The 22,711-nt window shown below is 31.2% G+C and carries 22 protein-coding genes; 16 read left to right on the forward strand and 6 right to left on the reverse strand.

Features of this window, described 5'->3' with window-relative positions:
- Positions 1-110: 110 nt before the first annotated feature.
- The 3 genes from FH779_RS17660 (at position 111) to FH779_RS07850 (ending at position 2,292) form a co-directional block, all read left to right on the forward strand.
- Positions 111-308: a hypothetical protein gene (locus FH779_RS17660; RefSeq protein WP_317169023.1), complete on the forward strand. Its 198-nt coding sequence runs from the start codon at positions 111-113 to the stop codon at positions 306-308.
- 39 nt (positions 309-347) lie between these two features.
- Entirely contained in the window at positions 348-482 is a 135-nt protein-coding gene (locus FH779_RS17665; RefSeq protein WP_317169024.1) for a hypothetical protein, read from the forward strand.
- A gap of 592 nt (positions 483-1,074) precedes the next feature.
- A complete protein-coding gene (locus tag FH779_RS07850; protein WP_180906640.1) occupies positions 1,075-2,292 on the forward strand; it encodes a hypothetical protein in 1,218 nt (405 codons plus the stop codon).
- 41 nt (positions 2,293-2,333) lie between these two features.
- On the opposite strand, the gene FH779_RS07855 is transcribed toward FH779_RS07850, so the two are convergent.
- Complete coding sequence (locus FH779_RS07855; protein WP_180906641.1) at positions 2,334-3,608, reverse strand: hemolysin family protein; 1,275 nt, start codon at positions 3,606-3,608, stop codon at positions 2,334-2,336.
- Positions 3,609-3,832: 224 nt separating this feature from the next.
- Between FH779_RS07855 and FH779_RS07860 the strand changes: the two genes are divergently transcribed.
- The 8 genes from FH779_RS07860 (at position 3,833) to FH779_RS07895 (ending at position 13,914) form a co-directional block, all read left to right on the forward strand.
- Positions 3,833-5,236 (forward strand): site-specific integrase, encoded by a 1,404-nt coding sequence (locus FH779_RS07860; protein ID WP_180906642.1) that lies wholly within the window; start codon positions 3,833-3,835, stop codon positions 5,234-5,236.
- Positions 5,237-5,592: 356 nt separating this feature from the next.
- Positions 5,593-7,023 (forward strand): KAP family P-loop NTPase fold protein, encoded by a 1,431-nt coding sequence (locus FH779_RS07865; RefSeq protein ID WP_244958044.1) that lies wholly within the window; start codon positions 5,593-5,595, stop codon positions 7,021-7,023.
- Positions 7,024-7,078: 55 nt separating this feature from the next.
- Positions 7,079-7,420 (forward strand): hypothetical protein, encoded by a 342-nt coding sequence (locus tag FH779_RS07870; protein ID WP_180906643.1) that lies wholly within the window; start codon positions 7,079-7,081, stop codon positions 7,418-7,420.
- 599 nt (positions 7,421-8,019) lie between these two features.
- Entirely contained in the window at positions 8,020-9,948 is a 1,929-nt protein-coding gene (locus tag FH779_RS07875; protein WP_180906644.1) for a type VI secretion system Vgr family protein, read from the forward strand.
- Positions 9,949-9,958: 10 nt separating this feature from the next.
- Entirely contained in the window at positions 9,959-10,414 is a 456-nt protein-coding gene (locus tag FH779_RS07880; RefSeq protein WP_180906645.1) for a hypothetical protein, read from the forward strand.
- Positions 10,415-10,417: 3 nt separating this feature from the next.
- Positions 10,418-11,788: a hypothetical protein gene (locus tag FH779_RS07885; RefSeq protein ID WP_180906646.1), complete on the forward strand. Its 1,371-nt coding sequence runs from the start codon at positions 10,418-10,420 to the stop codon at positions 11,786-11,788.
- Between the two features lie 739 nt (positions 11,789-12,527).
- Positions 12,528-13,274: a M15 family metallopeptidase gene (locus FH779_RS07890; RefSeq protein ID WP_236688214.1), complete on the forward strand. Its 747-nt coding sequence runs from the start codon at positions 12,528-12,530 to the stop codon at positions 13,272-13,274.
- Positions 13,275-13,377: 103 nt separating this feature from the next.
- A complete protein-coding gene (locus FH779_RS07895; protein WP_180906647.1) occupies positions 13,378-13,914 on the forward strand; it encodes a hypothetical protein in 537 nt (178 codons plus the stop codon).
- Here the strand turns inward: FH779_RS07895 and FH779_RS07900 are convergent, their stop codons facing one another.
- Positions 13,915-14,529 carry an alpha-ketoglutarate-dependent dioxygenase AlkB family protein gene (locus FH779_RS07900; RefSeq protein WP_180906648.1) on the reverse strand — a complete coding sequence of 205 codons (615 nt, stop codon included), beginning with the start codon at positions 14,527-14,529 and terminating at the stop codon, positions 13,915-13,917.
- A gap of 107 nt (positions 14,530-14,636) precedes the next feature.
- On the opposite strand from FH779_RS07900, the gene FH779_RS07905 reads away from it, so the two are divergent.
- On the forward strand, positions 14,637-14,834 hold the full coding sequence (locus FH779_RS07905) for a hypothetical protein (protein ID WP_038335852.1): 198 nt from the start codon (positions 14,637-14,639) through the stop codon (positions 14,832-14,834).
- A gap of 27 nt (positions 14,835-14,861) precedes the next feature.
- Here the strand turns inward: FH779_RS07905 and FH779_RS07910 are convergent, their stop codons facing one another.
- Entirely contained in the window at positions 14,862-15,209 is a 348-nt protein-coding gene (locus FH779_RS07910; protein ID WP_180906649.1) for a hypothetical protein, read from the reverse strand.
- Between the two features lie 90 nt (positions 15,210-15,299).
- Between FH779_RS07910 and lpdA the strand changes: the two genes are divergently transcribed.
- Both lpdA and FH779_RS07920 read left to right on the forward strand, forming a co-directional pair.
- Positions 15,300-16,691 (forward strand): dihydrolipoyl dehydrogenase, encoded by a 1,392-nt coding sequence (gene lpdA / locus FH779_RS07915; protein WP_180906650.1) that lies wholly within the window; start codon positions 15,300-15,302, stop codon positions 16,689-16,691.
- Positions 16,692-16,826: 135 nt separating this feature from the next.
- Positions 16,827-17,642, forward strand: coding sequence for a T9SS type A sorting domain-containing protein (locus FH779_RS07920; RefSeq protein WP_180906651.1), 816 nt, complete (start codon positions 16,827-16,829; stop codon positions 17,640-17,642).
- A gap of 58 nt (positions 17,643-17,700) precedes the next feature.
- On the opposite strand, the gene FH779_RS07925 is transcribed toward FH779_RS07920, so the two are convergent.
- Entirely contained in the window at positions 17,701-17,913 is a 213-nt protein-coding gene (locus FH779_RS07925) for a hypothetical protein (RefSeq protein WP_180906652.1), read from the reverse strand.
- Between the two features lie 92 nt (positions 17,914-18,005).
- On the opposite strand from FH779_RS07925, the gene FH779_RS07930 reads away from it, so the two are divergent.
- Together FH779_RS07930 and FH779_RS07935 are read left to right on the forward strand one after the other, a co-directional pair.
- Positions 18,006-18,830, forward strand: coding sequence for a UDP-2,3-diacylglucosamine diphosphatase (locus FH779_RS07930; protein ID WP_180906653.1), 825 nt, complete (start codon positions 18,006-18,008; stop codon positions 18,828-18,830).
- Positions 18,831-19,805: a glycosyltransferase family protein gene (locus FH779_RS07935; protein ID WP_180906654.1), complete on the forward strand. Its 975-nt coding sequence runs from the start codon at positions 18,831-18,833 to the stop codon at positions 19,803-19,805.
- Here the strand turns inward: FH779_RS07935 and FH779_RS07940 are convergent.
- Positions 19,802-21,343, reverse strand: coding sequence for a TrkH family potassium uptake protein (locus FH779_RS07940; protein WP_180906655.1), 1,542 nt, complete (start codon positions 21,341-21,343; stop codon positions 19,802-19,804). The genes FH779_RS07935 and FH779_RS07940 overlap by 4 nt on opposite strands.
- Positions 21,343-22,710 (reverse strand): Trk system potassium transporter TrkA, encoded by a 1,368-nt coding sequence (trkA, locus tag FH779_RS07945; RefSeq protein WP_180906656.1) that lies wholly within the window; start codon positions 22,708-22,710, stop codon positions 21,343-21,345. The genes FH779_RS07940 and trkA overlap by 1 nt, the downstream gene beginning before the upstream one ends.
- Position 22,711 lies beyond the last annotated feature (1 nt).

A 22,711-nucleotide genomic window follows, 5' to 3' on the forward strand; every position in this document is an offset into this window, starting at 1 on the left:
AATAACAAATAAAATATTTACTAAAATCTCAACCATTTGGTTGAGATTTTTTTTGTTAACTCATTTATTATTAATAGTTTTAAGTATTAACCATAAAAACTTAAACAATTATGCCTATTACCAATCTAAACAACAAACACCTTTCTGCAGAGCAAGTAGTTGCTGTGCAAGATGCCTTAACAACATTAGAAAATGAATTGCAGGAGATTGATTTTAATTTAACTTCCGAAGATCGTAGAAAATATGGAAGCATCAACGAGCAAAACAAATTGGTTGTAAACAAAGTATATGACTACTATACCAATTAACCCAATTTAGCTGCGCCAGATGTAGATTGGGCGGAGTTTTTGAGAGATTATGAAAGTAGAGAAAATATAGAAACTATTTTGGCGCGCATCAATACATTAATAGATAAAGTATACAATGCCAAAATTTTGCATGATTTTGATAATTACCAAGCAGCATTAGAAGATTATTCGTAGACGGCTTATAAAGCAGGAAGCTCGGCAAGTGGTTACGAACAAAAACGTAGTGATTTGAAACAATTTTTTTCGAGTAGAGGAAGTACAACAACAGCTAATATACCAGCAGCTGAATAAGTAGTGGATTTTAGTTATATGTAATGTAGTCTTTTTGACTACATTTTTTTTGAGGTATATTAAAAGACTATTATTCTAGACATAGTTTGACGTCCCGAAACAAGCCAGCTTCCAAAATTACCCCGTCGACGTGGTTCGCGACGTATATTTTAGCCTTCGGGACGTGGTCAACGACGCCTTGGACGCCAAATTTGGCGTCAATAACGTCAAAATATACGTTACAAACGCCGTCAGCTTACTTCAGAACCACGTCAGCTACGTCTAGACGTGATCGACTATGTTTGAAACGCCAAATATTTTTTGAAAAGATGAAGAATGATAAAATACTTTGTCGTGTATTTCTAATTGAAATTTGTCTATTTGCTTGATTTTTCTTGTTTTATAAATTATTTGTATACTATAATATTTATAATATAGTATATTTGCCAAAAATAATATTTCTCTTAACTACCAACCAATTAGAAATATTACTATAATGAAAAAAACTTTACTTAGCCTGATTTTTTTAGGTTTAACTTGGTACGTAAATGCACAAGTCGGTGTAGGAACAAATGATCCTAAGGCTACTTTAGATGTTAGAAAATCTACTAATACACCTACAACTTCTGTAGATGGAGTAATACCTCCTAATATGACAAAAACAGAATTGGCAAATAAAGCTGCAGGTACATATGCTGCTTTACAAACGGGTGCGTTGGTTTATGTATCTGATGTTACAGGAGGGGCGTCTGGAGCAAGTCTGTCACAGGTAGTTCAAATAACTTCATCAGGTTATTATACATTTAATGGTACTGTTTGGATAAAATTATTAAATTCTACTGATGCAGATACAACAAACGATGCTTGGGTTAATAATTCTGCTAATACCCGTGTAGAGTTAGGAACTACTTCTAACGGTGTTACGAGAGTTGCTGGCACAGAGGTTGTTGCTACAGATGCTGGTAATTTAGGGCTTGGAATAGTAGCTCCAACAACGAAATTACATGTAGTTTCAGGAGGTACAACTACAACTCCATTATCTGCTGTTACAATAAATGATGGAACTCAAGCTCTAAATAGAGTTTTAACTTCTGATAATAATGGTGTTGCTAAATGGTCTGAAGTTACAGTAAGTAAAGTTAGAGGAGTTATGAGACCAGCCAATTCAGCTATTCAATTAATAGGTGGAGGGGCAGGAGTAACAACAAATAATAATACAATATCTTTAACAACAACGGTAGCAACAATAGATAAGATACATTTAGGTTCTTATATAGATTTAGATCCAGGTAAATGGGAGGTAGAAGCTAATGTATTGGTAAATCTTGGTTTACCTGCTAGTGTAGCAGGATTAAACTATGTTTTTAATAAATTTACTTTTACAGAAGAAACTACAGCTGTAGTGGTTAATCAATCTGGAGATTTACCTCTAACTTCAGAAAGTGGTTGGTTAATAGGAGGATCGACAGTGATTTTTGGAGGGTCTAGTGGATCAACAGATGCTTTTTATGCTGTTATTAACGGGAAGGTATTTATTACAAATACAAGTACAGCTAAGAAAAGATATTATTTAACACTCTGGCAAGGTTCTAGAAAATATTCTAATTATAGTAATGGTTCTACTACACAAGCTGCATCTGCTACAATATCAATTACAGGTCTAGGAAGTAGTGCTAATGGAGAAAATTATATTACTGCTCAAAAAATAAATTAGTGAGTTACAAAAAAAACTCAACCATTTTGGTTGAGTTTTTTTTATTTCTTACGATATGCCAATATTTTATCAATACGATTACCGTCTTTGTCTACAATTTCTAGCGTCAAATCTTCTACTTCTACCTTATCACCAACATTTGGAATGGTTTCGTATTTGTCCAAGAAAATCCCAGCAACGGTAACGTATCTATTTTCGATGTCTTCGTCTATATCAATTTCAAAAAACTTCTCGAATTCATAGATCGAAAATTGCCCATCGATCAACCATGTACCATCTTCACGTTCTACGATTTCATAATCTTCGTCTTGGTTCTCTGGTGTATCACCAACCAATTCATCCAAAATATCATTTATTGTTACAATACCAGCCGTCGTACCATATTCGTCTAAAATAATTGCGAAATGCGCTTGCGAATTCTGTAACATTTCCAACAACGGATAACTAAATGAATTCTCGTTGACAAAAATAGGTTTGTGTATAAATTTTTTCAGGCTAAAATCTTCCTTACTTACCCCAAACATATCTTTTAGTTTCAGAATCCCAACGATTTCATCCAAATTATTGTTCTTGGTAACGGGATAGGCTGAGTATTTGTTTTTCTTGACTTTTGCACGGGCTTTCTCATAATCATCCGAAATATCTAATGAAGCAATTTCTGAACGATGTGTTGCTAACGTATTCACACGACGATCTCCAAGCTCGAAAACACGTTCTAAGATTTCGTGTTCTTTTTCCTGAATTTCACCACCTTCAGTACTTTCTTTGATGATATTTTTTATTTCTTCCTCCGAAACAACTTCGCTGCTATCGTCTTTAATACCAAATAGTTTTAAGAAAAAATTATTGGTAACCGTTAATAACCAAACAAATGGTGAAGTGATGATAGATAACCATTTCATCGGTTTCGAAACAATAGTAGAAACCACTTCAGGAAATTTCATTCCTAAACGTTTTGGTAATAATTCGCCAAATACAATCGAAAAATAAGTGATGATAACCACCATAATAATTGGAGAAAGTGTTTTGGCGTAAGGTGCAATGAAAGCGATAGATGTTAAAAATTCTGTTAAATCTGCAGTTAGTTTATCACCAGAGAAAACCCCTAACAAGATACCAATAAGGGTAATTCCGATTTGTACGGTTGATAAAAATTTGTTTGGATTCTCAGCAAGTTCTAAAGCTGTTTTAGCCCCAGAACTTCCTTTCTTCATTTGATTTTCTAATTTGAATTTTCTTGACGAAACAAGTGCCATTTCTGACATGGAAAAAATTCCGTTCAATAAAATCAATACGATTATTATAACAATCTCCACTTTTATTCTTTAATTTTGATAAAACTTACTTTTTAATGGTTTAAAATATTGATAAACACATTATTATGTTTTTGTTTAAAATTTGTAAAGTGTTTCAAAAAAGGGCTTTTTTAAGCAGTTTTAGGACACTCTGGGACAGTTTAGGACATCTAATCTCACCCTATTTTACGCCCCGAAATGGGGTCGTAATTTTATAATTTAAACACAAATATAAAGTTTTTAAAATGATAAACTATCAATTAAAGTCGAAAGACACAAGTAAACAATCACCAGTTTTTGCGTACATCACTGGTGTATTTTCGCAATCACAAGAACGGCTTAAGGTATCTATTGGTAAATCAATCTTTCCACAAGATTTTGGAGACGTTAGTGATAATTACAAGTATAATAGAGATAGATTCTTTAAATCTAAAAAACCATCAAATTTGATCTTCAGAGATTATATTGAAAAATTCGAGCAAGCTGTAAATCAAACCGAGCTTTATTTTAGAGTGATCGAAAAGAAGCCAAGTAAAGACGAATTTAAAACTAAATTACTCGTCAATTTAGGTAAAGAAGTTGAAGAAAAAACAAGTTCAAATATTACCTTAGTTGACTTCATTAATGACTATGTAAAAGAGGTAAAAGAGCTACGACTGAAAAACAAAAAGAAGATCAGTGATGGCACAATTTGGAATTATTTAAGCGTAATTCACCATATAAAAAACTATCAACAGAGTAAGGGGTTGGAGCTCCTTATAAGTGATTTTAGTTTTGATATTTATAACGATTTTGTTGAAGTAACTAACCAGCTTGCGATTGATAAAATAAAAGGTAAAAATAAAGAAATTCATTGCAAAATACATCACAAGGTAGGAAAGTCAATTAACACTATCAGTGTGATTACAACACGCTTGAGATTCTTGTTGAGTAAAGCACAACAAAGAGGTTACGAGTTGCATAATACACTGAACTTAAGAGATGAGAGGTTGATTATTAATATGCAACCTAGCGCAAAAGAATATTACTTAACCGAAGAATTGTTATTACAAATATATAATTATAAACCAAAGAAGAATACAACTCAAAAAGGTAAAGATTATATAATGTTGGCAGTAACTACTGGAATGCGATTTGAGTCAATCAATAAATTGCGAGGTGATAAACCTCAGCTGATTACGACTCCAACTGGTGAGCAATTTTTTGCGATAAAAAACAGAGCAAGCAAGACTGGTGTTGAGCTGTTAAGTCCGCTCATGAAGCCAGCAATTGAAATATATGATAGAATGATGGGACAGTTTCCGAAGTTGAGTACCGCTCCAATGGTTAACTATCAGATAAGAGCATTGCTGAGTGAGATGGGGATAAAAGATAAAGTTGTGGTAACTCACCATGTTTACGGTAAAGGACAAATAAAAGAAAATAAGTTACTAAGCGAAGTAGTGAGTAGTCATGCTTGTAGAGCAAGCTTTATTACCAATCTTCTTAACTTGCGAGTTGATAGGTACAAGGTGAAAGCAATGACTCATAAGGCGATGAATGATGGAACTGCATTCTCTATATATGATCGTAGAAGTGAGATTGACCGTGCAATTGAGTTCTTTGATGTTACTAAGAATTTGGATTCAGAATTTTTTAAATACAAATAAATAAGGGGCGTTAAGCCCCTTTATTATTTATTGTTACCAAGTAACCATGCAGAAACCTCACTCTCAACATACATTTTCATGTTTGTGTGTTCACTTCTTGTATACGGTAAGCCTTTCTTCTCCCAGCGCTGAAGAGTCTTTTGAGAAATTCTCAGCAACGAACAAACGTCACTAGAGTACAGAATGTCTATCAACTTGATTACTTGCTTGTTTGGCTTGTTTAGTGCCATTTTTCAAATTTTGATAATAAATACTGTGCTTTCACATATATATTATTGTATTCATGTTTTGATCTTTAAATGATCCGTCGACGTCATCTTGCGTCATAATGGTTATTGTTTCTTCAAAATTTGATATTGCAAATCTCAACTACTATTACCAAAATTAAAAATTTGATTAAACATGATGATGTTGAAATAGATAAAAAATATCCATTTAATAACTGTAAACTCGATAGAGAGAAGTATGCGACTGTTCTTACAAGTTTAATTGAAAATTATGGTGATGGTTTTGTTTTAGCACTTAATAATAAATGGGGTGCAGGAAAAACCACATTTGTAAAGATGTGGGAGCAAATGCTAACTAATAAAGGTTACGAAACAATTTATTTCAACGCTTGGGAAAATGACTTTGAAGATAATCCTTTAACTGCTCTGATTGGTGAATTAAATATTATTAAGAAAGAAGAAAGTATAACATTTAATAAAGTTGTAAGTAGTGCTGCAAAATTATCTAAGAATATTTTACCAGCTATAGCAAAAGGGGTTCTAAACAAATATGTTGATTCAGAATTAATAATTGATGTAGTTCATGAATCAATTAAAACAGCTACAGAAATTTTTGAAGCAGATGTAAATGATTATGTTAAAAGAAAAGAATCAATAAAAGAATTTCGAAAGAGTTTAGGCGATTTTGTAGCGAATAATTTTAATGGAAAACCTTTGATATTTTTCATTGACGAATTAGATCGTTGTAGACCGAATTATTCAGTTTCATTACTAGAACAAGTAAAGCATTTTTTTAATGTACCAAATATTATTTTTGTTTTGTCAATAGATAAAATACAATTGGGTCATGCAATTTGTGGTGTTTATGGTTCAGAAAAAATTGATGCTAATCAATACCTGAAACGATTTATTGATGTAGAGTTTGAAATACCGCAACCAGACAAAAATAAATTTTTTGAATATTTATATGATTATTATGATTTTGATTCTTTTCTAAATAGTAATGAAAGAATAAAAATTCGAGAATTTCAATATGATAGAGATGGATTTATGAAATCATTAAAAAATTATATTGGGATTTTAAATCTTCGAGAGCAAGAAAAAATAATGTCTCATATTAGGATTTCATTAAAAACGTTAAGTACAAATAAATACTTAATACCAGACTTTTTGTGTTTTATTATCTATTGTAAATTTATTCAAAACGATTTTTACTTAGGGTTATCTAATAAGACTTTAAAAATGGCAGATGCTCATACTAAAATGTTTGAAATTTTAACTGATTTAAATTTTGATAATAGAGATTGTATAAAAATTGAAGCTTATTTCTTGAATTATTATAATAGTTATTTAAATAATGGTTACGGAGAAAAAGTATATGTTTTTAACAGAGAGATTTCAAATTATGAATTGAATATTAAATCAAAATTTAATAGTGAAGAGCTTATGAAGTTTTATGAATATTATAACGATTATGGTTATAGAGGTGAATTAGATTTAAATTTAGACTATTTTATCAATGTTATTGATTTAACTTATAACCCTATCGTAAATATTTAGTTAATCAAAATAATATATACTATTTATAAAAGACAACTCAAATGTTGTCTTTTTTATGAAAGATTATCTATTAAACATTTTAGACCTCATCAAACAGCTTCCAATTACTCTTAAAGATATTGCTTTCTTGTGCGCTGGTGTCGCTGGCGCTATCATAGCAGGATTCAAGAAAAAATTAAACAGAATCCAATTCATCCAGTCGATTTTTACTGGCGTTTTTGTGAGTTGGATTCTAGGAACTTTCTTAAGTTCATATCTTGATTTGAGTAATGAAGTTGTTTACGCTTTTTGCGCCCTTAGTGGACACTTTTCGGACGAAATATTGAAACAGACGAGTATTATTGTTAAATCACTTGCTCGTTATGCAAATAGCTTTATTGAGAAGTGGCTGAAGTAGGTGAGACCTCATCCGTAGCAGAATAATTAAGTTTACAATTGTCAAGTTCGTCTTGCAGTTGCTGTAACTTGTGTTGAAGTCTTACAGTTTCTTGTTTTGACTCATTTAGCTCAATTAGAAGCTTGTCTTGCTGGCGCTGTTTGTTGGTACATGAAGAAGCAAACAGAATAAATAATAAGAAGTAAAATGTTTTCATAGGTCAAGTAGTTAGTTAGGAACATTAATTTACGAAAATATTTTAATTAATACTTGACTTTTTTGAATTTCTGACTATATATATAATATAGTACAGTTTATTACTTGCTCATTATTTTGTTTATTATTTAAACTAATTTGTTTTTTTATTTTTAAGGGTGTTACCGTGATGGGTTCACCCTTTTTTTATATAAAAAAGAAACCATAGGATAAGTAAGAAGAGAAAAATAGAAACAATACTATTAATAGTTAATTAATTTTTATTACTTTTATGTAAGGTACTGCCGCATAGCAGTAAGAGGTTGAAGCAAGGGTATTTTATGAAAATAAAATTTCTCTTGCTTTTTCATTTGTTTTTATTACTTTAGTGTGACTAAATTAATAAAAATCAACACTCTAAACCTATGAAAAGACCATTTAAACCCTACAATGGTGCTAAGGCTATTGACGATAGCCAAGTCGCTGGAATTAATCGTTTAGCCAAATTATTAATCGTAATTGATGGTAAAATTGTTCCGCATTACAAGCATTTTTCTTTAAAACAACATAGCCAAACCCATCATCAATTTGAGTTGATTTTGGATCATGATACCTTTGGTAATTATGAAAATCATAAACTCGAAACTTCAAATAAATTTTTAGGAAACCGCCTGACAGTCGTTATTCGTTACAAAGATATTGAGGATAGTCCTGAAAGAACTTTTGTCGGAGTCATTACAAAAGTAGGGTATTTACAAGAACATTCTAGCCTTGGAAATATCGTATTATCAGGGTTTAGTCCAACTATTTTGTTGGATGGCGCACCGCATACACAGAGTTTTGGAGGTGATAGATCGGTTAACATGAGTATTATTGCCAATAAACTAATTAAAGAAGGACTTGGAGATTCTAAATTTGATATTCGGGTTGACGCAAAAGATGCTTCCGATATAGTTTACAGCACGCAATACAATGAAACGCATTACAATTATTTGGCTCGAATGGCTTCTGCTTATGGAGAACAATTTTTTTATGATGGTGAAGTCTTGCATTTTGGACAATTGCCGCCACAAAATAAACCGCTCAATTTGGTTTATGGTCGAAATGTAAATGATATTAGTATTGAGCTGAATGCGGTTCATACTAAACCTCAATTTTATGGCTATAATAGCAGTGATAACGCAAAATTAACTTCTGGTCAAACACCGCTTAAACACAGAAGCGATTTGGCTCAAACAGCTTATAAAAATAACGATACTATTTTTAAAACAAAAGCTTTACAAGTTGCTCCTATCAAAGCAAATACGGACAAAGATGTGGTAAATGCGCAAGAAAGTGAGGCTGGACAAAAAGGTGTTGAAGTCTTTACGGTAAGCGGTTCTACAACGATTCCATTTTTATATCCAGGTTGTGTGGCTGATTTAGAAATGCGCAAACAAGACAGCAATAAAACATCTTATTTCACTCGAATTATGATTACGGATGTGGAACATGATATTGATACTTTAGGACATTATACAGGACGTTTTAAAGCAATAGCTTCGGATACAGGATACTTACCAAAACCTGATTTTACAACCCCAATTGCTCAACCACAAATTGCAACTGTAGTTTCAAATGCTGATCCAAAAGGACAAGGTCGTGTGACCGTAAAATTTGATTGGCAATTGCATGATACAACCAACTTTATTCGAATGATGTCGCCTGATGCTGGAGGTACAGATCAAGTGACGCAAAACCGTGGGTATGTTGCGGTTCCTGAAGTTGGTGACCAAGTAATGGTTGGTTTTGTACACAATCATCCCGATAGACCTTTTTTAATGGGTGGTATGTTCCACGGAAAAGTTGGATTGGGTGGTGGTTCAAACAATAGTGTGAAATCCATTCAGACAAGAAGTGGACACCGCATCGTTTTCACTGAAGATGAAAGTATTATCATTACAGATAAATCAGGTAACGAAATTCATTTAGACACAACTGGAAGTAATATCAATATTACCGCTCCTGAAACAATGACATTTACTGCAAAAAACATGAATTTCAATGTTACAGAAAATATGAATACTTCGGTTGGACAAGATCAAAGTAATACTATTGGTAATAATCAAACTAATTCGGTTGGAAAGAATATTGTGACAACTGCTGGTGTAGATTATAGTTTGAATGCTACTGGAAATATACAAGAATTTTCTAATAATAAAACCGAAATGATTGATGAGAATTATACAACTCGTTCTTCTGTATCTGATGTCATAGCAAAGAAAATAACAGCATCTAGTTCAGAAGAAGATATATTAATTCAAAGTGCAAAAACTGTTTTTATGAATAGTGGAGAAAAAAGTAATAATCATTAATTTTCTAGGAATGGCAATCATAAAAATAGCAAAAAATATTACGATCAAAATAAAGAATAGACATTTTATTTATGCAGGAGAAATAAATAATATTGCTGATAAAATTTCTATTGTTTCGACTAAAGAAAATTTGTCTTTCAATTCAAATAAAAAAATTGTTTCGAATGGAATTGAAAAAGGTATAGTACATGGAAATTATGAAGCTCCAGAAGAGAAAACAATTACCAATGTTGTTTGGTTAGATAGCGAAAACAAGCAAATAGATACTGCAAAAAGAGGTGATTTGTTAACGTTAAAAGTTTCAACTAAAAACTATGATGTAGGTGAAGTTGTTTATTTAACTGTAGCTGAAGATGGAGAAAATAATATCCAATTAATGGGTTTTGTTGATGCAAACAATGAAGCTATACTACAAGAAATAACGTATTACGATAAATTAACTCATCTTAATTCTCAATTGGCTTAGATTATGGCAAGAACATTAACAGTAATTGATATAAACGGAGAAGATGTAACACATTTAAATGCTTCTATCGATATTTTAGACGAACCTGTTTGCATGAACCTAGGTGTTGCTTTTATGCCTTTTATGGATGAAGAATTTCTTTTTCTAAAAGAAGATGCTTCTCCTGATAGCACATTCGGTGTTAATAAAGTTGAAACAGAATTAGTGAAATTTTTGTATCAGATAAGGAAAAAAAATCGTTTAAAAGATAGTATTGAATATGATCCATATACTAATCCATATGCTTTAGTTACAAGATCAAGAATTTTTATAGGTGGGAAAATATTTTCATCAATAGACGTAAGATATAGTAAAGAATACTCCGATTATACAAAAAAAAATAAAGCTAATTGTAGTAATATAAAAAAAGATACTTTGTCTAAAGCTGAGCTTGAAAAATTTAATAATAAAAATATTTCATCAACTTATATTAGTATTGATAATGGTAAAATAAAAATATTTTTACCAAAAGAAACATTAATTGGGGTAAATTATTTTGAAACTCTTTATGATTTTCTAACTAATGGATCTCGTACAGCTGAAGCAGTAAAATATGGTGAATTTCCGGATTTAGATTTTTATGAACTTGCTACTGGTAATACAAAATTACAAAATGGTTGTTGGTTGACTAAAGACCGAAAAAGTAAAAACGATACTTGGAAAAATGCATGTATGTACATTGTAGAGCATAAATTACAAGGAGTAATAGCTCCATTTTCACAAATTGCAGATTTTTATGGATTACTTAAAGAAAAAGTTGCGCAATCTAAACATAAGACACGCTGGTTAAAAGGTGCGTATAAATTAGTTGATGCTTTGAATATTGTTGATGGAGGTAGTGCATTTGTTTCTAACGATGTTGAAATAATCTTGAATGAATTAAATATAGGGATATGCGATTATGCTATAACACAATTCTATGATTTGTTTTATGGCAAGTATAAAAATAGTCCTTTAGATACATTTGATAAAGCATATAAGTGGGATTTATCATTTGTTCAACACGAACAAGGTTCTGTAGCTTTACCTATTTACGCAAAAGTTTCAAAAAATACAATTGAAAAATTTCAAAATATGGCTGATAAAGATGGTCAAAGTGGATGGCATGGAGCTACGGGTATTTTTAATAGAGTTACACCTGAATTTGATGATCCTTGGAATGGAAAAGTAACAGATCCTCAATTTAGAATAGATTTACCTATGTTAATGCTTTGGTTAGATAAGCATAAACCAACAATAAAAGACAAAAATTCACCTTTTTACGGTAAGGTAGATAAAAACGGTTATCTTTTAGAGAAATATAAAAAAATAATAAGAAAGTATGAAGCAAAATAAATTAAACATAATTTTATTATTTCTTTTACATATATATTTATATTGTATTTTTTATATTTTATTTTATAATATATTTATTTTTGTAAAAACAGATTTCTTTATTTTTAAAGACTTTATTCTTCAATTATTACTTAGTCCAATTGGATTATTATTTATTGATTACTATTATCTTCTATATTTGTTTTCGCCAGTAATATTTTATTTAATTCTGCAATCAAAAGTAAATTCTCCAGTTTTTAGAATTTATATGGTATCAGTTGTATCAGTCTTTTGTGTAAACTGTTTAGTATTATTATTTACTTCACAGTTTTATACTAAAATAATTGTAATGTCTTATGATGGAGATTTATTTTGTAATAAATTATTTTTTATGATACCAAGTTTATTAGTTACAATCATAATTAATAAATTAATTTTTAATAAAATTTTTAAAAGTATTTAACAACCGACTATTGAAATTTTAGTAATTAATTTAGTATAGACTGAATTCATATAGTCAAGATTAAGAGGTTTTTGAGCCGTGGAATAAAAATCTTATTTCACGGCTTTATTTATGTATAAACTTATTCTTATATTTGTTATAGAAATAGAGTGAGAACCATGATTAACCCTAAATCTCACCCCTACAAATTTTAACATTTATAAAGTGTTAATTATCAAATTATTAAGAGTAATGTTTTTAATTTTGATAAAAATAAACCAAAATCTAATACCTACCATAATGTCTCAATTTAATATTATGAAATTTTCTTATTTAATTTTACTTGCTTTTATGCTAAATGCTGGTTGTGCTTTCGGTAGCAGCGATCAAACACCAGAAGAAACAGATACTATTTTACCTGCTTTTACAACCGCTGAATTGATTGGTAAAGGAAATCCTACGATGGTGGGGAATGGGTATAAATTATTGCCAGAAGTTGCAAAACAATTTGAATTAATGAAAGCTGATGCGCAAAAAGCAGGCTTTAAAATACAAGTGATTTCGAGTTATAGAAATTATACTTACCAAAATGGAATTTGGGAGCGTAAGTATAAAGCGAATCAGGCGAAAAAAATTGCAGCGAAAGAAAACATCGAAAAGATTATTGAATATTCTACCATTCCAGGAACTTCTCGTCACCACTGGGGAACTGATTTGGATATTATAGATGGAACGCGTGGAATACCAGCAGATCCGTTGAATGAGAAACATTTTAATGAAGGAGGATCAATGCATAAGTTTAAGCTTTGGTTAGATGAAAACGCTTCGAAATATGGTTTTTATTTGGTGTACACGGATAATTCAGCGAGAAAAGGATTCAAATATGAACCGTGGCATTTTACGTACAAAGCGATTTCTGAACCGATGTTACAAGCCTACAAAAAGCTAGATATCAAAAAAGTTTTGCAAGAAAATAAATTGTTAGGAAGCGAAAATTTTACAGATGATTTTATCGAAAAATATAGAAAAGAAAATATTTTGGATATAAATCCTGTTATTAAATAGTTAAAGCTCCTTTTTGGAGCTTTTTTTGTGGTATCTTTAGATAAAAATTAAAACATTATACTTTCTGATGAGGTTAATATTTTTCATATCGTTGTTTTTGAGCATGAGTCTACTGACTTTTGCAAAACAATCGATTGTGAAAGATTTGGACGGCGATGGAAAGTTTGACAAGGTTTCGATTAATTTTGAAACGAATAAAATAGAGTTTTTACTTTCTGATACCGAATATAAAAAGCAGAGTAGTTTAGCTTTTCATGAATTGGATCGCAATGCGAAAATTGAAGAAACAAAGAAAGGTTTTAAGATTATCAATAAAATAGGAGATGTTTTGTTTACATCTTATTTTCGATACAATCGTCAGACAAAAAAGATTGAATTATCTGCTATAAAACGTTCAATAGTTTCGGATGATTATTCGAAAGAAAATGGCGAATCAACTTTTATTACAGCTACAAAAGAGTTTATTGCGAAATGGAATAGTTTGGATAAATCATCAAATAAAGTGATTGCTTTACCAACGTTAAAAACCAAAATTGATTTGGATGTTATTTCTTTGAATGATTTTAATGATGCATTTCTGAATAAATTTAATCAACAAAGTTTGACTTTTTATAAAGTTGAAATCTCCAAGCAAAAATAATTATTGCTCCAAATCGATTGTTCTGAATGTTAGATTAATTCGTGGCGAATTTACTTTTTTAGTAGGAGGTAAGCGATGCAGCCAATAATCTTGCGTTTCATTTTTCATTACCAATAAACTCCCACTTGCAAGATTTAAAGCAATTACTTCTTTTGTTTCTTTGTGTTTAAAACCAAATTTACGTTCAGCACCAAAACTAAGCGACGCAATTGCGCCATGACGTTTCAATTGTTTTTCGCCATCGCTGTGCCAAGCCATTCCTTCGGAACCATCGTGATATAAATTTACCAAACAAGAATTATAAGTTTCGCCTGTTTTTTTCTCAGCTAATTTTTTTAATTCAAGTAAAGTATCAGTCCAAGGTAAAGCTGTTTTAGTGATTTTGGAATAGGTATACGCAAATGGAAAATCTCCGTACCAAGCAATTTTTCGTTTAGTTTCGATTAATTTTCTAAATATTATCGCTTGATCATTCTTCCATTCAATTTCATTTAATAAAACAGAATAATAATGATGCGCTTCCTCGTCACTCATAATTTGCCCAAAATAATTTACAGTTCCATCTTTAGGAAGTAGATTTTCTTGTTCCTCAAATAAATCGTTAAAAAGATCCATGGAACTAAGTTATGTTAAATTTTATTTGATTGATGATAAATAATTTGGAAATTATAAAATTATTTTTATTTTTATCAATGTTAAGTTTAAGTTAAAAAATAATAGAAATGAATGTTAGACACCCATTTTTTATTTATGTATTTAGTTTTATTTTAGTTGTGATTGCTGGTTTTACTAAGATTTTAGAATTTGAATCTGCAGATTTATTATTGAATACTACGTTTACAATTTCTGTAATCTCTTTAATTTATGTATTAATTCGTTTGAAAAAGTCAAGAAAAAAATATACTGATTTAGCGAATTAATACATAGTATTAATCAAAAAGCAACGATTATTTCGTTGCTTTTTGATTTAAATACTGTTCAAATTTTAGTCCTTTTATGTTATAAGGATCAAATCCTTTGTATAAATCTTCTAATAATTGCATTACTTGAAAATAAGTAAATAATACTGAATATGAAGCTTGTTCTTGATAAACAGGGATTTCTACTAAAAATAAAAATCGATCATATTTCGAAATCTGAACAGTATTCCCATCTTGATTCATCAAACCAATATAACTTCCGTCATAATCAGGTAGGTTATGAAAAATCTCAATAGCTTGTGATAAACTACCTTCTAAAGGTAATTCAGTTTCGACCTGTAAGTCGTCAGCGTAATTTTCAAAGAATATTTTCACAGTGCAAAAGTAAGAAATTTTAATCTATTTTAAGGAATTCCTTTTTTTTCGGGTTATAATTATTAAATTAGCATTCAAATTATGGAAAAAATGAGTTACGACATTATAGTTATTGGAAGTGGTCCTGGAGGATACGTTGCAGCAATTAGAGCAGCACAATTAGGTAAAAAAGTAGCAATCGTAGAAAAAGCTGAATTAGGTGGAATCTGCCTTAACTGGGGATGTATTCCTACAAAAGCTTTATTAAAATCTGCTCAAGTATTCAAATACTTAAATCATGCAGAAGATTTTGGAATTAACTTACCTTCAGATATTTCATTCGAATTTGGAAATGTTGTTTCTCGTAGTAGAGGAGTGGCGGATCGTATGAGTAAAGGTGTTCAATTCTTAATGAAGAAGAACAAAATTGAAGTAATTCAAGGTGAAGCAAAAGTTTTACCAGGAAAAAAAGTAAAAGTTACTGCAGCAGATGGTTCTGTTAGTGAATTATCTTCAGAAAATATAATTATTGCAACAGGTGCACGTTCTCGCGAGTTACCAGCTTTACCACAAGATGGTAAAAAAGTAATTGGTTACCGTGGTGCATTAGCAATGGAAAAACAACCAAAATCAATGATTGTTGTAGGTTCTGGAGCGATTGGAGTTGAGTTTGCTCATTTCTACAATACATTAGGAACAAAAGTGACAATTGTAGAGTTTTTACCACGCATTGTAAATGTTGAAGATGAAGATATTTCGAAACAATTACAACTATCTCTTAAAAAATCTGGAATCAATATCTTAACAAATGCAGAAGTTACAGGAGTTGATACAACTGGAGATTTAGTAAAAGCAACAATTAAAACTGCTAAAGGTGAAGAAATCATCGAAGCTGAAGTTGTTTTATCTGCTGTTGGTGTTGTTCCAAATACAGAAAATATCGGTCTTGAAGAAGTTGGTATTGCAACTGAAAGAGGTAAAATTGTTATCAATGATTTTTGTGAAACATCTGTAAAAGGATATTATGCAATTGGTGATGTTGTAAAAGGAGCAGATTTAGCACACTTAGCATCTGCACAAGGTATTTTATGTGTTGAGCATATTGCTGGTGAAAAAGTAGAACCAATCGACTACGGAAATATTCCAGGTTGTACATATTGTTCACCAGAAATTGCGTCTGTTGGGCTTACAGAAGCAAAAGCTAAAGAAGCAGGTTACGAAGTGAAAGTTGGTAAATTCCCATTCTCTGCAAACGGAAAAGCTGTTGCAAATGGAGCTGCTGATGGATTCGTAAAAGTTGTTTTTGATGCGAAATACGGTGAATGGTTGGGATGTCATATGATTGGTGATGGAGTAACTGAAATGATTGCTGAGGCAGTTGTTGCACGTAAATTAGAGACTACAGCTCATGAAATTATGAAATCTGTACACGCTCACCCGACAATGGCAGAAGCTATTATGGAAGCGGTAGAAGATGCATATGGACATGCAATTCATATCTAAGAAATAAAATTAAAATTTATAGTTGAAGCAGCCTTTTGGCTGCTTTTTTATTTTACCAAATCGTTAATTTTATAACAGATATGTTTTCATTTAGTTTTTTAATTATCTTTATAGAAATAATTAAAAAAATACAATATGAAAAAATTCTATTCTTTAGTAGCAGTTGCTGCATTATCAACATTATCTTTTGCTCAAGTAAACGCAATCCCTGGGTCTGATTTTGAAGATTGGGCTAAGTTTACTACAGGAGTTAATAAATTCGGTCTTAAATCGTATGCTGTTCAGGGAGTTGGTAAAGGTGTTAATGGATCTAATTCTTTAAATATTACAACAACGCCAACTGCAAATGATTATGTTTTTACATCATTATTAGGAGGTACTGTTTCTACTCAACCAAAAGAAATTACTTTTTGGGTTAAAGGAACATCAGGGAAAACTTTATCATTAAATGTATATAAAAGTGATGGAGGATATTACGCATATAATGTAGGAGATTTATCTTCAGATTCAAAAATTTCTTCATCTGCAAGTAATCAATATACAGGTGTTATTGATACAAAAGGAAATTGGGTAAAGGTAACATTGGATTTATCTGATAAAAAAGATTTAAATGTTGCTGATTTAACAAAAGACTTTTTTGCTTTAAAAGTAGGTAAAGATGCTGCTTATGCATTGGATATTGATAACATTCAATTATGGGATGTTAATATGAATGTATATGATTTAACTTCTACTAAAGCAGTTTCTAATACATTATGGACAAATACAGCTTCTTTCAATGTAAAAGATAAAACAATTGTAGAAGTTTACAATATTAACGGACAATTGGTAAAATCTTTCGAAGTTAAAGGTGTTCAAAATGTAGATGTTTCTTCATTAGTTAAAGGGACGTATGTAGTTAAAACTACTTCTAACGGAAAATCTTCTACTCAAAAAGTAGTAAAAAAATAAGAAAGAATATATTCTTAATCTAACAAAAAAGCGATTCAGTTTACTGAATCGCTTTTATTTATTCTTCTAATTTCTGAATCTTAAAACCTGCATCTGTCACAGCTTCTACAACTTCTTCTTCATCTTCGGTTGTTGTCACAGTCAGTACTTTTCGTTCATCAGAAGTATCAACTTTCCAATTGTCTTTACCTACAGCTTCGTCCAAAAAAGGTTTTACAGATTTGATACAGCTGTCACAATTTATATTTGTTTTGAATTTCAATTCGCTCATAACTTTACAATTTAGACTCAAATTTATAAAGATTTCATAAGATTAAAAAAACGTTTAAGTAATATTTGATTTCGAAATTTAAATAAAAATCAATGAAGCGTAATCTTGATGTTGTTGTTATTTCGGATGTGCATTTAGGAACTTTTGGTTGCAAAGCACAAGAATTGTTGGCTTACTTACAGTCAATCAATCCAAAAAAAATTATTCTCAATGGTGATATTGTGGATATTTGGAATTTCAAGAAAAGTTATTTTCCAGAAACGCATCTTCAAATCATTAGTTATTTATTGAATTTATCTGAACAAGGAATTCCAATCGTTTATATCACTGGAAATCATGATGAACTGTTGCGTAAATTTACGACAATGCGTTTTGGGAATATTCTTTTAACGGATAAATATATGTTGAAACAAAATGATAAAGTCGCATGGATTTTTCATGGAGATGTGTTTGATGCCTCAATTCAACATTCGAAATGGATTGCGAAATTAGGAGGTTGGGGTTATGATAAATTAATTCAGTTGAATTATTTTATCAATAAATGTTTAGAGTTTTTTGGAAGGGAACGTTATTCACTGTCTCAAAAGATTAAAAACTCAGTTAAAAAAGCGGTGAAGCATATCAATGATTTTGAACAAACTGCTGCTGAATTAGCGATCGAAAATGAATATGATTACGTGGTTTGTGGACATATTCATCAGCCACAATTGCGAAAAGTAAAAACGGATAAAGGAACTTGTGTGTATATGAATTCGGGAGATTGGATTGAGAATTTATCGGCTTTAGAATGTGTCGACGGAAATTGGTCAGTGTTTTATTTTGAAGAACACAAACATACTTTGATGCAAAATTTAGAAGAAATCGAGTTCAATTATTCGTTGGATGAACTGATTGTTTCAATTCTCAATAAGAAGTAAATGAAAATTTTATATGCTTTACAAGGAACGGGAAATGGACATTTGGCTCGTGCGCAAAAAATGTTACCAATCCTTGAAGAATATGGAGATTTGGATGTTTTTGTAAGCGGTTCTAATTCGCAATTACAACTTGAAAATTATCAATTCAAACATCACAATGGATTGTCATTATTTTATAATCAGATGGGAAAAGTTTCGTATAAACGAATTTTTAAGGAGAATAGTTTTAAATCTTTTTGGAATGAAGTGAATCATTTTCCAATTGAAAAATATGATTTGATTATTAATGATTTTGAACCAATTACAGCACATGCAGCACGAAAGAAAAAGATAAATATTGTTGGTTTGAGTCATCAAGCTTCGCTTTTATTTGATGAAACGCCAAAAGTAAAAAATAAAACAGGTGAGACGATTTTGAAATATTACGCACCAACTTCTAAGCATTACGGTTTTCATTTCGAAGAATATAATGATGCTATTTTTTTACCTATCATTCGAGATAAAATTAGAGCATTGCATCCAAAACAAAAAGATTATTATTTGGTGTATTTACCAAGTTTTCATCCAACTGAAATTATGGAGAAATTATCATTTATTAAAGATTCAAAATGGAAAGTTTTTTCACCTTTTGTGAAAGAAGTTATGCGTCAATTTAATGTTGAAATTTATCCAATTGATGAACGCCTTTTTACCAAAACTTTAGAAAATTGTAAAGGAGTTTTGTGTGGTGCTGGTTTCGAATTGCCTGCTGAAAGTATTTATCTTCAAAAGAAACTTTTTGTGATTCCGATCAAAGGTCAATACGAACAATTGTGTAACTGCGAGGCTTTAAAAATGATTGGCGTTGATTATTCGTATGATTTGAATGTCGAACAATTGCAACGTTGGGTGGATTCGAATAAAATTATTGAGAAAGATTTCCCAGATCAAACTGAAGAAATCATTCAGAAAGTAATTTTAGAAGCTTCTCATTAATTATTTTTCCAGAAAGCAGGCGTAAATAAAATTAAGATTGTATAAAGCTCTAATCGTCCCAAAACCATTAAAAAACAACATAATAATTTTGCACTATCCGTTAAAGAATTCATTGAAGTACCCGGACCAAATTCGCCAATTCCCGGACCTACGTTTCCTAAAGTGGAAGCAGTTAATGTTAAAGAGGCCAAAATATCTTGGAAACTCATTGTTATACCATAATTCAAAAGCGCAAACAAAATAGAACTCACAATCCATGTAAACATAAACATGACAAAGAATGCCATAACGTGGAAAACAATAGATTGGTTAAGCGAACGATTGTTATAACGAACAGGAATAATTGCGTTTGGGTGTAAAATACGCTTAAATTCGATCCAACTATTTTTTAATAAAATGACGTGTCTAATAACTGTAATTCCTCCAGATGTAGAACCTGCCGAACCTCCGATGAAGAACAAAGAGAAGAAAATAAGTGTGGTTACGGTTAACCAACTTGTGTAATCTTCCATTGCCAAAGCTGTTGTAGATGCGATAGATACAACGTGGAATAATGAACTTCTGAATGAATGTTCGAAATTAAACCACGAATAGGTTTCGACGGAATAACTAGGGTAAATATTGAAAAATAATACAACAAAAACGATAAATGTAACGACAGCAAGTAAACCAACCCACCAACGGAATTCTTCATTTTTCCATACTTTTTTGAATTGTCCTTTAATCAATAAATAAATCAATGCGAAGTTTGTTCCGCCCAAAAACATCATCACGATTAATACATATTGAATAAAAATATTGTTATTCCAATACATCAAACCTTCATTCTTAGTAGAAAAACCTGCCGTTGCAATCACACTCATCGAATGATTTGCAGCATCAAATAAATTCATTCCACCAAAATAAAGCAACATCGCAAAAAAAGCAGTTAAGCCTAAATAAACTAACCAAAGGTTTTTTGCTGTTTCTGTAATTCGAGGGTGAATTTTATCCGTATAAATTCCAGGCGCTTCTGCCATAAAAAGCTGTCGACCACCAATTCCAAGAAACGGTAAAATCGCAATCGTCAAAACGATAATCCCCATACCACCAATCCAATTGGTTGTACTTCGCCAAAATAATATACTTTTTGGGAGACTTTCTACATCATCATAAATTGATGTCCCAGTCGCTGTATAACCAGAAACGGTTTCGTAAATAATGTTGACAAAACTAAAATTTTCATTGATGATATGATCGTTTGGTAGAAATATTAACGAGGTAACATAGGGTAAACACCCCGAAAGAATCAAGAAAAGCCATCCGACACAAACCACGATATAACCTTCGCGTTTGTTGATGTGTTTTCTTCTGTCACGCGTAAAATACATCATTGCAGCTCCCGACAATCCCACTAAACTCCCCGAAACTAAAAAAGGGTAGAGTAGATGATCATTAAAATAAATGCTGACACATGTTGCAATAAACATAAAGAGCGCATTTAATAGTAATAAAACACCCGAAAGATTCAGGATTACTTTGATGTTAAGTGATTTCATTATTTAAAATATTTGGTCACTTTTGGAATTAAATTCGCTTGACTAAAAACAACGACGTGATCTTTTGGTTCGATAATGAAATCTTTTGTTGGAATAAATCCATCATTTCTGCGAACAATTCCAGCAATAATAGCACCTTCTTTAAACGGAAAATCGCTTACTTTTTTGAATGCGATTTCAGAATTTTCGTGAATACGGAATTCTAAAACTTCAGCATCTAAATCAGAAATTCCTGTTACATCCATCACAGAACCTTGTCGAATATAACGGAAAATACTATCTGCGGTTAAGAGTTTTTTATTGATAAAAGCGTTAATTCCAACTTCTTGACTAAGATGTATATAGTCGATATTTTCGACCAAAGCAATTGTTTTTTTAACGCCTTTTGATTTTGCCAAAAGACATGACATAATATTCGTTTCCGAACTTCCTGTCACAGCGATAAAAGCATCCGAATCAGAAATACCTTCTTCCAATAACAATTCTCCATCTCGACCATCACCATTGATAATCAAAATGTTATTTAAATCATCAGCTAAATCAAAAGCTTTGTTTCTGTTGATTTCTAATAACTTAACGTTGTGTTTGTTGTCTTTTAAAAGTTTGGCAACTTTGACACCAATACTTCCTCCTCCCAAAACAATTACATTTTTGAAATATTCTTGTTTCTTTCCAAGGATTTTATAAACTTCTAAAATTCCAGCTTTTTTGACAATAAAATAAACGTGATCATCTATTCTAAATTCAGTTTCAGCTTCAGGAATAATGGTTTGATACTCGCCACGTTCGTTGCTACGAATTATTGCAATTGGCATCAAAAGATTGTCTTCGCCACCTTTCGTCGTCAAATACATGTCTTTGTACTGCTTGTCCAAAATTTTACAATCCGCATCCAAAACAGTTCCAACCATAAAAAGTTGACCATTTGCAAACGGATGCATCGCATTGAAAGCAGATTGTTGAACAAGAGAATAAATCTCATCAGCCGCTAATTTCTCAGGGCTAATTAATGCATCAATTCCCATTCCTTGAACCCAAAATTGATTTTCTTTGTAAAGAAATTCAGGATTCGAAATTCGAGCTAATGTGCGTTTTGCCCCTAAATCTTTCGCAATCGAAGCACTTGTAAGGTTTGTGTTTTGAAGATGAGTGACCGATATAAAAATATCTGTATCATCAATTCCAACTTCTCGCAAAGCCTTGAAAGAAGTAATATCACCACGATAAGCCATTACATCTAACGAGTTTTCGATCATCAACAATTTGTCCTTGTCCATGTCCATGATGACGATGTCGTTCATTTCATTAGAAAGTAATTTAGCCAAATGAAAACCAACTTCTCCAGCACCTCCGATTAATATTTTCATG

It is taken from the genome of Empedobacter falsenii, from assembly GCF_013488205.1.
In the GTDB taxonomy this organism is placed as follows: Bacteria; Bacteroidota; Bacteroidia; order Flavobacteriales; family Weeksellaceae; genus Empedobacter; species Empedobacter falsenii_C.